Raw genomic sequence first — 11,750 nt, 5'->3', positions numbered from 1 at the left:
GACGGGGTCCCGAGCCCACCGACCGTCGTGGTCGGCGGGCCCCGAGTGGCCGGCCTGTGCTGCGACGACGCTCGCTCCCCTGGGGAGCCGCGGCAACCCTGGAGGACCGTCGGGTCCAGTGAGGCACTGGACCCGGCCTCCGCCCCCTAGGCGGACGCGGTAGCGCGCGGCCTGCCGGCCGTTTCTCAGCCGGCCGGGGCCGCGGCGCGGTCGAGCGCCAGCGGGTCGGTCACCGTGCCGGACTCCTCATCGAGCGGCCCCTGCGCCAGCCTGGTCACCTCTGCGGGGACCGGCGGCGCCAGGTCGGCCGTCGCACGGAGACCGGACAATACGTCGTCGGGTCGTACGGCGGGTGTGGCGTGTCGTACTACCAGGCGCAGTATCGCACAGGGACGGCCCGTCCGAACATCGCGGCCGTTTCCGACCGCCGTGTCCGCACCGCCGTCGACCTGCGGCTCGACGGCGACGAGCGCCGCCACCGCACCGCGCGCGTCGAAGACCCGCACGCCGTTCTTGGTCCGGCGCTCGACCTCGACCTTCTCCTCGGCGAGGAACGCGCGGACCGCCTCGGCGGCCTCGGCCGGCTCGACGCCGTCCAGGCGCACCAGCCACTCGGAGGCCTCCAGGCGCTCCACGAAGTTGGGCGTGCGCACCTCGACCGCGTCGATCACGTCCAGGCCGTCCGGCAGCGACTCGTCCAGCTGCGCCCGCAGCTGCTCCGGGTCGCGCGCGGCGGCCAGGCCGATCTCCAGGTACTCCGCCTCGCTCGCCACCCCGGTCGGGGCGGCGTTGGCGTAGGACACCTTCGGGTGCGGGGTGAAGCCCGCCGAGTAGGCCATCGGAACGGCGGACCGGCGCAGGGCGCGCTCGAAGGCGCGCTGGAAGTCACGGTGGCTGGTGAAGCGGAGCCGGCCGCGCTTGGTGTAGCGGAGACGAATCCGCTGCACCGTCGGCGCGGGCGGCGGACCGTCGGGCGTACGGCGTGCCAGGGTCGCTCAGTCCTTAGTCAGTTCTCCCCGTCCGGCGCGGCGCAAACCCGCCACTGTCCGGACTCTGTCACCCCAAAGGGTACGCGCCCCGCCGCCCCGCTCGCTCCGCCCCTGGTCAGCCGCCCACGACCGACCCCCGCCCGGAACACTCCGGACGGGGGTCGAGAGCCCTGCGCCGACTACTTGTTGACGACCGTCAGCGGCAGCATCTTCTTACCGGTCGGGCCGATTTGGATGGCCGTGTCCATCTGGGGGCAAATAGACACAGGGGTATATCCACTCATAGGGTCTTTGACATGGGAAAACGCAGCCGTGCCGCCTCAGCCGCCAGCCAGAAGACCTATGCCGTTGATGCCGAGTGGACCCCCGCGGATCTGGCACTGCTGGAGGACCTGATGAGAGCCGAGGCCGCCCTTCCGGCGGACGCGCCCCGGGCCCTGCTCTCGGTCCGTCTCTCCGTGCTCACGGACGACACCACCTCCCCTGTCCGCCAGGAGCTCGACCTCCGCCGTGAGGCCCTCAACAAGGGCTGCCGCGTGATCGGCGTCGCCAGCGACCTGAACGTGTCCGCCACCAAGGTGCCCCCGTGGAAGCGGAAGCAGCTGGGCGAGTGGCTGAACGACAGGGCGCCGGAGTTCGATGTCCTCCTGTTCTGGAAGCTCGACCGGTTCATCCGCCGACTGTCCGACCTGAACGTCATGATCGACTGGGCGTTGAAGTACGGGAAGAACCTCATCTCGCTCCACGACACGATCGACCTGAGTACGGTCGTCGGAAAGATCATGGTTGCTCTGATCGGCGGCATCGCGGAGATCGAGGCCGCGAACACGAGCACCCGTGTTACGAGCCTCTGGGACTACGCCAAGACACAAGGTGACTGGCTGGTTGGCAAGCCCACCTACGGCTACGAGACCGGCGAGGATGAGAACGGGAAGGTTGTCCTCTATATAGGGGACGATCAGTACAAGGCCCTGCACTGGTGTCGGCGCATGGCCCGTCGTGGCGTCTCGGCCACGCGGATGGTCAAGGTCTTGAAGCGCTCGAAGCTGATGGGCGACAAGCTGACGACCTCCACCTTGCTCAGCAGGCTCCGCAACCCTGGCCTGATGGGATTCCGGGTCGAGGTGGAGTTGAAGGGGCGCGCACGCCGGTCAAAGCTGGTCCTGGACCAGCATGGCAAGCCCATCAGGGTCGCACCGGGCATCTTCACGGAGGACGAGTTCAACGAGTTGCAAGCCAACCTCGACAAGCGCAGCAAGAAGCAGCCGGCGCGCCAGCCTGGCGGCGCTACGAAGTTCCTCGGCGTCCTCATCTGCTTTGACTGCCGATCAAACATGACTGTCAAGCGGGGTGAGAACGCGTACGGCCCCTACGCCTACTTGCGGTGCCAGAAGTGCAAGAGCGGGGGGTACGGTGCCCCGAACCCCGAGATCATCTATGCGAAGGTGGTCCTGGATGTGCTGTCCGTCCTCGGTGATGAGCCTGTACAGGTCCGGGAGTACGCGAGGGGCGCGGAGGCCCGCGCGCAGGTAACACAGCTCGAAGAGTCTGTTGCTTACTACATGAAGGAACTCGAACCTGGCGGTCGTTACACCAAGACCCGGTTCACTCGTGAGCAGGCAGAAGCAACCCTGGACAAGCTGATCACCGAGCTTGGTGAGATTGACCCGGAAACCACCGAGGACCGTTGGCTCAACGTGGCCAACGGGAAGACGTTCCAGCAGCATTGGGAGGAGGGCGGCATGGAAGCCATGGCCGCCGATCTGCTGCGCGTTGGTGTGCAATGCGAAGTGACCAGGATCAAGGTCAAGGGGCAGCGCGCACCGGAGGTGAAGTTGAAGCTCATGGTCCCCAAGAACTACCGCGACCGCCTAGTTATAAAGGGAGACGACTTCGCCGACAAGCTGTAGTGCCGTCAGGTTGACACCTCGCTGCACGCCGACAGCCCCCCGCCTGTGGCGGGGGGCTGTCGTGTTACTCAGTGCTTGGCTGGGTCGTACGGTTCTTCCTGACCGTCGTCATCGATGATGACGATCTCGCTCGTGACTACCATCGCCCCCTACTCCCCCTCGCCAGCTTCCTCGACCTCGCCCATCTCCTCGTCCCAATAGCCAGCCGCCATGGCCTGCGCCAGTTCGTGAGGCACGCCGCTGCTGACAGCCCGGGTGTAGATCATTCCCGTGATCTCAGCGGTTTCCAAAACCGCCTTCGCTCGCTTGAGCCGCAGTGCTTCGGCGAATCGGTCCTCGATGTCCCCCAGCAGCTCGGCGTACTCGCTTCCCTCGTTGTTCTCACTCACTCGCAATCCCCCACTTCGTTGTTTTCAGCGCACAGCCAGCACAGGCCGGCTTCCCCACCGTCGTTCAGGTCAAAAAGGCCGTACGACTCATGGTTCTCGCACCATTCGCAGTCCTGGATATCGTCTTCGATCAGTGCTTGCTCCCTTCCTTGTCGAGCACGCTTCCCCAGCTCCTTTCTCCGATCTCGCCTTCGGCCGGTATCACGACCCCGCGGACCGTGAACGACATGATTTCGGCGGCCTGCCTGGTCAGTTCCTCTGCCTGTTCCTTGGGGAATGAGAAAACGATCTCGTCGTGAATCACGAGCCGGACCCAGGGGGTAAATCCAGCCTTGTGGAGTTCCAGGATCGCCCGGACGGTGATGTCCCGGCTTCCGCTTTGTACGTAGTAGTTCTGGGCTGCGTAAATTCGCCCTCGGTCGACGGGCAGCCGCCGACCGGTGACAGTAAAGATGTGACCGTACTTCCGGGCCTGCTCGGTCAGCTTGTCGGCGAGCTTTCCCACATGGGTGTACGTGGTGTTGAAGGCGTCGAGAGTGCGCTTTGCGACCTCTCCCGAAACGCCGGCCTGTTGAGCCAGTGCCTTGGGGCCTCCTCCGAACACGGTAAGGAAGTTCGCCATCTTGCCGATCTTCCGATTGACCCCGGCAGCGTCCGCGGTGATCTGGTGCAGGTCCTTGTTGTGAACGAATGCATTGATCATCACGGGGTCCCCGGATTCGGCTGCCAAGAACCGGAGTTCCATGTTGGCGAAGTCGACCGACACCGTCACATGGCCTTCCTCCGCGAGGAACATGTGCCGCACGTAGCCGTCTCCGGCTGGGAATGTCTGTGCCGCGATACTTCCGGAAATTGACATCCGTGCCGTCCGCGCTCCGACGGAATTGATCGATCCGTGTACGCGGCCTTGCGAGTCCATCCCCTTGAGGGCGTTCTCGAACCAGGTGGCCCGCCACTTGCCAGCCTTCGAGGCCTTCTTGACGGCCTCGGCCAGGGGGTGCGGGATGCCGTCCAGGACTTCCGCGTCCATCGCCAGGTTGCCCTTAGCCGTCCGCTTCGTCAGCTTGATGCCGAATCCGGTGAAAGCCTCGATAAGCTGCTGGTTCGAGTTGACGTTCTCGACTCCGAAGCTCCTGGCCACCTCCTTCCACTTCTCTTCTTCGGCCAGCAGCTCCGCTATTCGGGTCCTGGCATACTCCTCGTCCACCAGGTATCCGGTTCGTTCCACCAGGGCCATGACGTAGGCAAGGCGGTGTTCCCAGCTGAACAGGCCCTTTCGCTTAGACCTAAGGGGAATCAGCGGGTACAGAATGTGGAACAGTCGGTAGGCGAGGACGGGATCCATCCCCGCATAGAGCAGGTACTCATTATCGAATGTCCAGACCCGGGACCAGATATCTTCCTTCTTGACCCGGTAGCGCTTGGCTATCTGGGTCATCGAGCCCTTGACCTCGGTGGCCAGTTCCGCCGAAATGTAGTGCTTGGTCAGCTCTTCCAGTTTGAGGCCGGGCCCCTGCTCCGTGACGGCCCTGGGGTCAACCAGGTGGGCTGAGATCTTGGTACAGAGAAGCCGCGGGGCCAGATCCTCCAGGGTCACCCCAAAAGCGACCTCGGCCACGTGCGCATCAAAATTCGCGTTGTGTGCGATGACCCGGTGAGCTGTTCGCAGGGCCCAGGCTGCGGCCTCGGCGAACTCCGGGTCCACCTCAATGGGAAGAACCCATGATTCCGTGGCATTGCCGAACTGGGCCAGCCGGCACCGGAAATCGCGGTCCGCATCCCACCAGTTGAGGCCGGTGGTTTCGGTGTCGTACCCCAGTACCGGGTTGGCCTCTACAAAGTCGATGAAACCCCAGAGGTCCATCACGTCTTCGCAGACGTGGATTTGAACGGATTCTCGCTTGATTCGGTAGGTGATGACCTGAATGGGGTGTCTCCTAAATTGGCTCCTCCTCGCAGGAGTGCTGTTCGCTCGCATTGATCAGGTCGGCCAGGGTCACGGCGTTGCCGGTGCAGCAGCTACACCCGCCTTCCCCGGCGGAGCCGTTACAGGGCTCGTGCACCAGGGCGACGCCGCCGTCCTCCAGGCCCTCGACCACGTACTCCTCAGCGCCCATCGGCGCTCCAGGGGACGGTGGGCCAGCAGGTGGTCAACAGGGTTCCTCCAGGGGACAGAAGAGGGGGCCGGGCAGAGGCCCGGCCCCCGAGGTCATCGGGAATCCCTCTACTTCGCCTTGAACGAGCCGTCGGGCTGCTTCCAGAGCGGGGCGCACTGGTCCGGCTTCTGCGGGGCCTGGCAGAACATCGCGCTCCAGTTGCCCTTGTCGACCAGCTTCCGGCCGTGCGGGCAGTCGTCGTCACCCGGGCCGGAGGGCGTCCCCTTGCTAACCACCTTGCCGTTCTCGAACTTCGTCCGGGCCGCGGAGCCAGCGCCCGCCGGGGAGTTGAGCCCGGTGTTGTAGCTCTGCACCTTGGCGGCCTGCTCCAGCAGGCTCTTGAGCGCCGCGGACTCGGTTCGCAGCAGCGTGTCCATCTCGGTGAGGCTGCCGGCTCGCAGCACCAGGAGCGAGGCGTCGTAGCCGGCCCCGCCCTTGAACGAGAGCGTGACGTTCTCGGGAGCGGCGGTCTGGGCGTTGGTCGGGGTCTGGGTCACAGGCGCCTCCTGGGCGTTGGGGATGATGGAGTTTGCGGCCGGGGCCGGTTCGTCCCATGGGGACCGCTCGTCAAACGGGTCGGGGTAGGTCACATGGCCTCCTAGAACGGGGCGGGCGTGGCGTATTCGGCCTCGGACAGCATTCGGACCAGGGCCCGAACGTCCTCGTCGGCGAGTAGTACCTCCAGGACCCCGGACGGGGCCGAGATCATCAGGTATGTCTGGCTGTCGGACTTGTCGTCGTAGATCACGGTGGCTGCGAAGCTGACAGTGTCGGACACCCGGGAGTACTGCTTGCGGGTCTCGGTCATCGGCCAGCCCTCGCCTTGCTGCGGATGTGGGCGTTCATCGCCGTGGACAGGGCATCGACGGCGCGCTGAGCCGTCTTCGCCTCACCCGGCGAGGTCGGCGGGAGACCGTAGATGTAGGCCCGGGTAACGGCGTCCCTGTATTCCGGCTTGAGCTTCCGCAGAGCAGCCCCGGCATCAATACGGGCAGAAGTGATGTTGTCCGTGATCCGGCACCGGCTGAGATCGTCCTTCTTGCCGATCATCTCGCCGATTTCCTCATCCGTGTAGACAAAGGACTTGAGCGTGGACCGGACTTCATCCGGGGTGTAGAAATACTGATCGTCCATCAGGTCCTTCTGCATCTGCTCACGGGACGCATAAGACTTGGCTGCCCTCCATGCCACCTGGCGAAGGAAGTCGAAGTCCTCAGCCCGCTTCTCCAGGTGACTCCGCTGTTCCATCATGTGGAGCATGATTTCCTGATGGACGTCGTCAGCTTCCACTATCGGCCACTTTCGGGCCAGTTCGCCGGCCACCTTGCGGGAGATCTCAATGACCTTCTCCCAGTTCATTTCTGCCACTAGGCAGCCTCCCCCTTTCGTGATACGAACTTCCCCCCAGACCGCTTGATCTCCCCGTATCGCTGGCCCTCGACCACAAAGGAGCCGTCCCGCTCCACGGGAATGGCGTGCGGGGTCGCCGAGTACTTCCCGGCGTAGAGAAGACCGAATCCGGACTGCCAGTTGGCCGGACCGCTCCTGAGGTATCCGGCCTGCCGGACATCCATCAGATGTCCGACCTCGAATCCATAGATCGTGTTCAGCCGGCCGTTGTGCCCGGTGGTGTGGGGCGAAATAGCCAGCCGGTGAGTGTGGCCCATGATCAGATTCGTACCGGCCTTCACGGCCTTAAGCCTCGCGGTCGCTCCGGGCACCTGACTCATCCCCGGTGACTCGTGCCCGTGAACGGCCACCCAACCGGGAGCCACCGGGTAGTACGGCTCAGCCTTCTCTATCCCGTAGGCCGCGAAGTCGAGCAGGTGCTCAAAGCGGTAGAAGGTATCTTCCGCCGCAAGAGCCGGCGCCCGGCTGGCCAAGTACTTCCGCGGCCTCTCGTCATGGTTTCCTTCGAGAATCCTGACCGGACCGTCGTAGACATCCCGGAGCGGGCCCAGGAAAACCCTCTTGCAGTACTCCGAGTCCCGGATGACGTTGCCTTCGAACTCGGCCTTCGTGCCAGCGCTCCAGCGGGACGGCGCCGGGTAGTCGACGAGGTCACCGATTTGCAGGACTTCATCCGGCTGGTACTCGGCGATGAACTGGATGACGTTCCGCAGAGCCCGCTTGTCTTCAAATGGGATCTGAGTATCAGAGATTACTACGATTCGCCGCAAGCGGCCTCCTCTTTTTCTAGCTCTCGAATTGCATAGTCGAGGTACCACCGAGCCTTCCGGAGGTCTTCAAGCTTGCTACCCTTTCGTCCTGCTCGCAGGACGTACTTGACGACGTTGCCGAGTACGAAGCCGAGATGCTTCGTGATCTCAATGACCTCAATTGGTAGCCACGTGTAGTGGTTCGGATGGTTGACCGGATCATTGACATGAGTCAAAGGCCGAGCTTCTTCCGATAGGCATTCGCACCCTTGGCGTGGATGAATGAATTGATGTCCTCACCGTCATCGAGCTGGATCACGACCCCATTGGGCATTTGGGCTGCCCGCTTTTCGGCCGCCTTGATTCCGGCCTCGTCACCGTCGGCGACGTGGAAAACGCGCTCGTACCCAACCAGCGGGAGCGAGAAGTGCGGCTCCCAGGCCCCTGTTCCCTGGACGGCAACACATGGGACTCCCGCCAACTCCGAGGCCTGGGTGTCGAACTCGCCCTCGGAAACGGCCATATACGGACTAGGGGCGATCAGGGCCGACGTGTTGTAGAGGCGCGGAGGGTCCCCCGGAAGCGACTGGTACTTGCCGTGCCCCTCGTGCTTCTCCTTTCTGTGCGGGGCGTAGTACTCGCCGTTCTCGTCCTTCACGCAGGAGTCGCGTATACAGCGAAATCGGATGGTGGCCACACCGTGTGCTCCACCTGCCGGCCGCCGGTACGGGATGGCCAGCATCCCCCGGTACCGCTCATGCCCAATTTGAGCCGAACGGACGTATCCCAGACCGAACTTGGTTGCCACCTCCGCCAGCCCGCGGGCTGCCATATACGCTTCGGCGGGGCTTTCCTGATACTGCTGGAAGTACGTCTTCGCCGCCTCCACCGAACCGCTCACGTGCGAATTTACACGCTTCCCTGAACCCAATACTCATCTCCCTTCGGATCACGTCGATCCCATCTTCCGAGATGTCACAAACGAAGCACCCCCATCTGGCTTTCTCGACGCTTACCGAGGCGCTGGGATGTGACTCCGTGTGCAAAGGGCAAAGGATCTTCTGCCAGCCAGCCCGATCGGCCTCGACCTGGATCCCGTAAAAGTGCGCCAGCACGGCGCCGATCGGCAGCTTCATTCCCCCTCGTCCTTCCCGTCGTGGGTGTAGCGGGGCCCGAGCACCTGCCAGGCCGGGTAGCTCTCCAGGTAGTCAGCGGCCCGCCGGAGAACCTCCGGCCGGTCCCGCGCTCCTCGGGCCAGGAGCTGGCCGTTGCACCGAGCGCACAGCAGACCGCGGATTGCCTCGGTCCGGTGACAGTGGTCGACCGCCAGGTTTCCGCGCCTGGTCTCCTGGCAGATCGCGCACCGGCCGCCCTGCGCAGCCAGGAGGAGGTTGTACTCTTCGGAGGTCAGACCGTAGGTGGCCACCAGGCGCGAGTTTCGGGCCGCCGTCCTCCGCCGGCCCTTCTTGCAGGTCGAACAGATCCGACCCCGGGCGCCGACGAAGAACCGTTCCGCCCGACTCTTTCCACAACCTGTGCACAGCCGGTAGCCCTTGCGTGGCTCAGCCACGCCGTCGCAGCACAGCCTCAAGACGAAGCTGCTGCTGGAGATCGGTCAGGTCCCGGGCCAGGCCCTGGAGGTAGGTCAGCGGCACCACCGCCCAGTCCCGCTCACCGCCCTTGCCGCCGATCGAGATCGCCGCGACCTGGAACGAGTTACCCAGGCGAAGGAGGTCCTGTGCCAGGCGCCGCAGCCGCAGGCGTCGGCGATCCTCAACGGTCAGCACGACGGCGACCAGGCCCCCGCCGGCCTCCCGGATCGCCTCGGCGGTGATGGTCGGTTCGGCATTCAGAAGGACGTCAACAATCTCGCGATCGATGGTGTACCCGCAGGTAGTCATTCTTCCCCCTCAGAAAGTGGCGTCGGCCGGTACGAGACGCAGGCTCGTGCGGTCGAGTTCATAGCTGCTGTAGGTCTGACCGGAGGAGTCCTCAAATCCCTCACGGTTCTTGACATCCGACACGTGCAGGACTCGCCCGTCCATTCCGTCGATCTCCTTGAAAATGGTGAGGATCAACGAGGGAACCCGCCCGATCTTGCCCTTCACGCCCGAGAGCGGAATTGGCTTGGTGCCGTCCGAGTGCTCTCCGGTGACGTGGTGAAGAGCGAGGACATGGGCCCGGGTTTCCCGGGCCATCTCGGAGAGGTATTCACACAGTCCCTCCAGGCTGAACGTGAAGCTCTCCGCGTCTCCGATACTGCCCACATCAATATTCGTGATGTTGTCCACCACCACCAAGTGCGGGTAGCAGCCGAAGACTTCAAAGTACGCTGCCAGCGTTACTTCCAGGTCCGCCAACGAGGGTCGGGCATGGTAGACGAAACGAACCCACCACCGCTGTGCGAGGGCTCCGGCGTACTCGTCGAAGTCACCTTCGAGGAGTCGCCGTTTGACGTTTCGTACATCGCTGCCCGTAATGATGGACGTTGCCCGGCTGACCTGCGTTGCCGCCCCGGAGTCGGCGGAGAAATAGAGGACCGGGATGTTGCCGTGGAGAGCCAGGTTCAGAGCAAACAGGCTCTTGCCGGTGCCAGGCCCTGCAACCACGAGGCTGAACTCCCCTCGCCTGAACTCGACTTCATGATGACTGAGTCCCGTGAAGGGGTGGGGAATAGGCTCCCCAGCCGCCCCTCGGATGGCGACAGACTGTGCCAGAGAGTACATTCAATCCCCCCTTCCTCGAATCAAGTCTTCTTCGCGAAAAATAGGGCTCATCCGAGCCCCTTCGAGAGTCACACGTTAGCCAATCAACCATCCTCGAATCAAGTTCATTGTCGAGAAAATGAGCACTTGTGCTGCACGTCACAGAACCGGCAGAGGAATCCTGGCTTGGGCTCGAACCTGCCGGCCTTGACCCCGTCATCCATGGCCGCGAAGCGCTTGCCAACCTGCTCGGCCGTTACGCCGCTCAGATCTACAGGGCGGGACAAGCCTCCCTTCTTCGCGAGATACCAGTCGCCCGTCTTCACTTCGACATCGTGTGCAAGCCGCACGGCTACCCCGTACGTCTCCAGCTGGAACCTCGATTTGGTGGAGCCCGTTTTGAGGTCTCGCACACGGACCGTGCCGTCAGCCTCCGTCAGGAGCTGGTCGATGAACCCGCGGACCTGCACCCCGCCTAGCTCGACAGAGAAGCCGAGTTCAAGGCCGGGCTCGCCGGTACTCGTAGACCAGACGGCCGGCTGGTTCACCTGGCTCCACTCCCAGTACTGCCGCGTCTGCTCCTGACCAAGCACGTACCGATGCTCGATGTCCTGACCTCCGGTGCCGCTTGCCGAGAGCCACCGATCAGTATCGGGCTCCTGCTCCAGGGCGGCATTGACCAACCGCGCGTACTCGTCGCTGTACAGCTGGACTGCCTCCTCCAGCCCCATCGCACGGTTCGAGCCCTCGATGGCCTCGGCCGCACCGTGGAACGCAGTGCCGTGCATCGACCAGGCCGCCGGAAGCGGCGTCACCCTCTCCACGCGGCGCAGGCGGCACAACTCCCCGCACTTCTCCCACTGTTCGACCTGACTGACACTTCTGGGCTTGTTTCGGATATCAGACACTTAGCGCAACTTTCGGGCAGATTCGGACAAAGGTGTGCATCTGACTCCCTAGGAAGTCTGGGTGTGGCCATGGATTTTCCAGCCGCTGGACCGCAAGTTCATCGAGCCGCCGACCGTACCGAGTGATCAACTTCCCCTCCAGGCCGATCAGTTCATCGATATCTTCCTCCCCGAGATTATCGGCGTAGCAGATATCCCACACCTCGCCCATCGGAGTCTCGGCATGGTAAATCACGACGAGACCATCCGACCGCGTTACACGGAGTCGGTTTGGCGTGACGCGCTCAAAATTGGTATCCGAACCTTTGCCTGCCGTAGCGAGCACTGCCCCTCCTCGTTCGACCACACAGGGTGACACGCCCTGTGCGGGACGTCCACAACTTATCTCACATCACACTGACACCAACCTCGAATCAAGTGTGGGGATAGTCACCGAGCCTGTACGTTATGTAATCGTTAGCACCTCTCCTCGGAGCGCCTAAACCGACGTACCGTCAGAAACAGAACAGGTCCCACACTTGTGGGACCTGCCAG

At 63.5% G+C, this 11,750-nt stretch carries 16 protein-coding genes and 1 pseudogene; 2 read left to right on the top strand and 15 right to left on the bottom strand.

Annotated elements, in window-relative coordinates; all coding sequences use genetic code 11:
• Positions 1-185 precede the first annotated feature (185 nt).
• The gene (locus tag ACFY2K_RS12060; RefSeq protein WP_375893117.1) at positions 186-947 is read right to left on the bottom strand and encodes a TIGR03936 family radical SAM-associated protein; all 762 of its coding nucleotides are present in this window, start codon (positions 945-947) and stop codon (positions 186-188) included.
• Positions 948-1,285: 338 nt separating this feature from the next.
• Between ACFY2K_RS12060 and ACFY2K_RS12055 the strand changes: the two genes are divergently transcribed.
• On the top strand, positions 1,286-2,899 hold the full coding sequence (locus ACFY2K_RS12055) for a recombinase family protein (protein WP_387711118.1): 1,614 nt from the start codon (positions 1,286-1,288) through the stop codon (positions 2,897-2,899).
• A 149-nt stretch (positions 2,900-3,048) separates the two neighbouring features.
• On the opposite strand, the gene ACFY2K_RS12050 is transcribed toward ACFY2K_RS12055, so the two are convergent.
• The 14 genes and pseudogenes from ACFY2K_RS12050 to ACFY2K_RS11985 all read right to left on the bottom strand — a co-directional run bounded on the left by ACFY2K_RS12050 (position 3,049) and on the right by ACFY2K_RS11985 (position 11,216).
• The gene (locus ACFY2K_RS12050) at positions 3,049-3,288 is read right to left on the bottom strand and encodes a hypothetical protein (protein ID WP_387711116.1); all 240 of its coding nucleotides are present in this window, start codon (positions 3,286-3,288) and stop codon (positions 3,049-3,051) included.
• A 130-nt stretch (positions 3,289-3,418) separates the two neighbouring features.
• Positions 3,419-5,152, bottom strand: a complete 1,734-nt coding sequence (locus tag ACFY2K_RS12045) for a DNA polymerase (RefSeq protein ID WP_387711114.1) — start codon at positions 5,150-5,152, stop codon at positions 3,419-3,421.
• A gap of 73 nt (positions 5,153-5,225) precedes the next feature.
• Positions 5,226-5,405 (bottom strand): hypothetical protein, encoded by a 180-nt coding sequence (locus tag ACFY2K_RS12040; RefSeq protein ID WP_375885219.1) that lies wholly within the window; start codon positions 5,403-5,405, stop codon positions 5,226-5,228.
• A gap of 107 nt (positions 5,406-5,512) precedes the next feature.
• The gene (locus ACFY2K_RS12035; protein WP_387711112.1) at positions 5,513-5,941 is read right to left on the bottom strand and encodes a hypothetical protein; all 429 of its coding nucleotides are present in this window, start codon (positions 5,939-5,941) and stop codon (positions 5,513-5,515) included.
• Between the two features lie 101 nt (positions 5,942-6,042).
• Positions 6,043-6,252 (bottom strand): hypothetical protein, encoded by a 210-nt coding sequence (locus tag ACFY2K_RS12030; RefSeq protein WP_387711110.1) that lies wholly within the window; start codon positions 6,250-6,252, stop codon positions 6,043-6,045.
• Positions 6,249-6,803 (bottom strand): hypothetical protein, encoded by a 555-nt coding sequence (locus tag ACFY2K_RS12025; RefSeq protein ID WP_387711206.1) that lies wholly within the window; start codon positions 6,801-6,803, stop codon positions 6,249-6,251. Before ACFY2K_RS12025 ends, ACFY2K_RS12030 begins: the two co-directional genes overlap by 4 nt.
• 8 nt (positions 6,804-6,811) lie before the next feature.
• Positions 6,812-7,624, bottom strand: coding sequence for a metallophosphoesterase (locus ACFY2K_RS12020; RefSeq protein ID WP_387711108.1), 813 nt, complete (start codon positions 7,622-7,624; stop codon positions 6,812-6,814).
• A complete protein-coding gene (locus ACFY2K_RS12015; RefSeq protein WP_375885210.1) occupies positions 7,609-7,839 on the bottom strand; it encodes a DUF3310 domain-containing protein in 231 nt (76 codons plus the stop codon). Before ACFY2K_RS12015 ends, ACFY2K_RS12020 begins: the two co-directional genes overlap by 16 nt.
• Positions 7,836-8,504, bottom strand: coding sequence for a toprim domain-containing protein (locus ACFY2K_RS12010; RefSeq protein ID WP_387711105.1), 669 nt, complete (start codon positions 8,502-8,504; stop codon positions 7,836-7,838). Before ACFY2K_RS12010 ends, ACFY2K_RS12015 begins: the two co-directional genes overlap by 4 nt.
• Positions 8,505-8,556: 52 nt before the next feature.
• Positions 8,557-8,739 (bottom strand): annotated as a pseudogene (locus ACFY2K_RS12005) (CHC2 zinc finger domain-containing protein); the annotation flags it as partial.
• Entirely contained in the window at positions 8,736-9,029 is a 294-nt protein-coding gene (locus tag ACFY2K_RS12000; protein ID WP_387711103.1) for an endonuclease VII domain-containing protein, read from the bottom strand. The pseudogene ACFY2K_RS12005 and the gene ACFY2K_RS12000, both read right to left, overlap by 4 nt.
• 136 nt (positions 9,030-9,165) lie before the next feature.
• The gene (locus ACFY2K_RS11995; RefSeq protein WP_387711102.1) at positions 9,166-9,504 is read right to left on the bottom strand and encodes a hypothetical protein; all 339 of its coding nucleotides are present in this window, start codon (positions 9,502-9,504) and stop codon (positions 9,166-9,168) included.
• Positions 9,505-9,513: 9 nt separating this feature from the next.
• Complete coding sequence (locus ACFY2K_RS11990; RefSeq protein ID WP_387711100.1) at positions 9,514-10,329, bottom strand: AAA family ATPase; 816 nt, start codon at positions 10,327-10,329, stop codon at positions 9,514-9,516.
• Between the two features lie 104 nt (positions 10,330-10,433).
• Entirely contained in the window at positions 10,434-11,216 is a 783-nt protein-coding gene (locus tag ACFY2K_RS11985; RefSeq protein ID WP_375885200.1) for a RecB family exonuclease, read from the bottom strand.
• A 61-nt stretch (positions 11,217-11,277) separates the two neighbouring features.
• On the opposite strand from ACFY2K_RS11985, the gene ACFY2K_RS11980 reads away from it, so the two are divergent.
• On the top strand, positions 11,278-11,571 hold the full coding sequence (locus tag ACFY2K_RS11980; protein ID WP_387711098.1) for a hypothetical protein: 294 nt from the start codon (positions 11,278-11,280) through the stop codon (positions 11,569-11,571).
• Positions 11,572-11,750: the final 179 nt, after the last annotated feature.

The sequence above is a fragment of the Kitasatospora sp. NPDC001309 genome (assembly GCF_042896295.1).
Lineage (GTDB): Bacteria > Actinomycetota > Actinomycetes > Streptomycetales > Streptomycetaceae > Kitasatospora.
This window is presented reverse-complemented; position numbering and strand designations above follow the sequence as displayed.

Coding starts and splice junctions, on each gene's coding strand:
- ACFY2K_RS12045 (WP_387711114.1), bottom strand. CDS start 5,152: ATGGACCTCTGGGGTTTCATCGACTTTGTAGAGGCCAACCCGGTACTG.
- ACFY2K_RS12025 (WP_387711206.1), bottom strand. CDS start 6,803: ATGAACTGGGAGAAGGTCATTGAGATCTCCCGCAAGGTGGCCGGCGAA.
- ACFY2K_RS12040 (WP_375885219.1), bottom strand. CDS start 5,405: ATGGGCGCTGAGGAGTACGTGGTCGAGGGCCTGGAGGACGGCGGCGTC.
- ACFY2K_RS11990 (WP_387711100.1), bottom strand. CDS start 10,329: ATGTACTCTCTGGCACAGTCTGTCGCCATCCGAGGGGCGGCTGGGGAG.
- ACFY2K_RS11995 (WP_387711102.1), bottom strand. CDS start 9,504: ATGACTACCTGCGGGTACACCATCGATCGCGAGATTGTTGACGTCCTT.
- ACFY2K_RS12055 (WP_387711118.1), top strand. CDS start 1,286: ATGGGAAAACGCAGCCGTGCCGCCTCAGCCGCCAGCCAGAAGACCTAT.
- ACFY2K_RS12030 (WP_387711110.1), bottom strand. CDS start 6,252: ATGACCGAGACCCGCAAGCAGTACTCCCGGGTGTCCGACACTGTCAGC.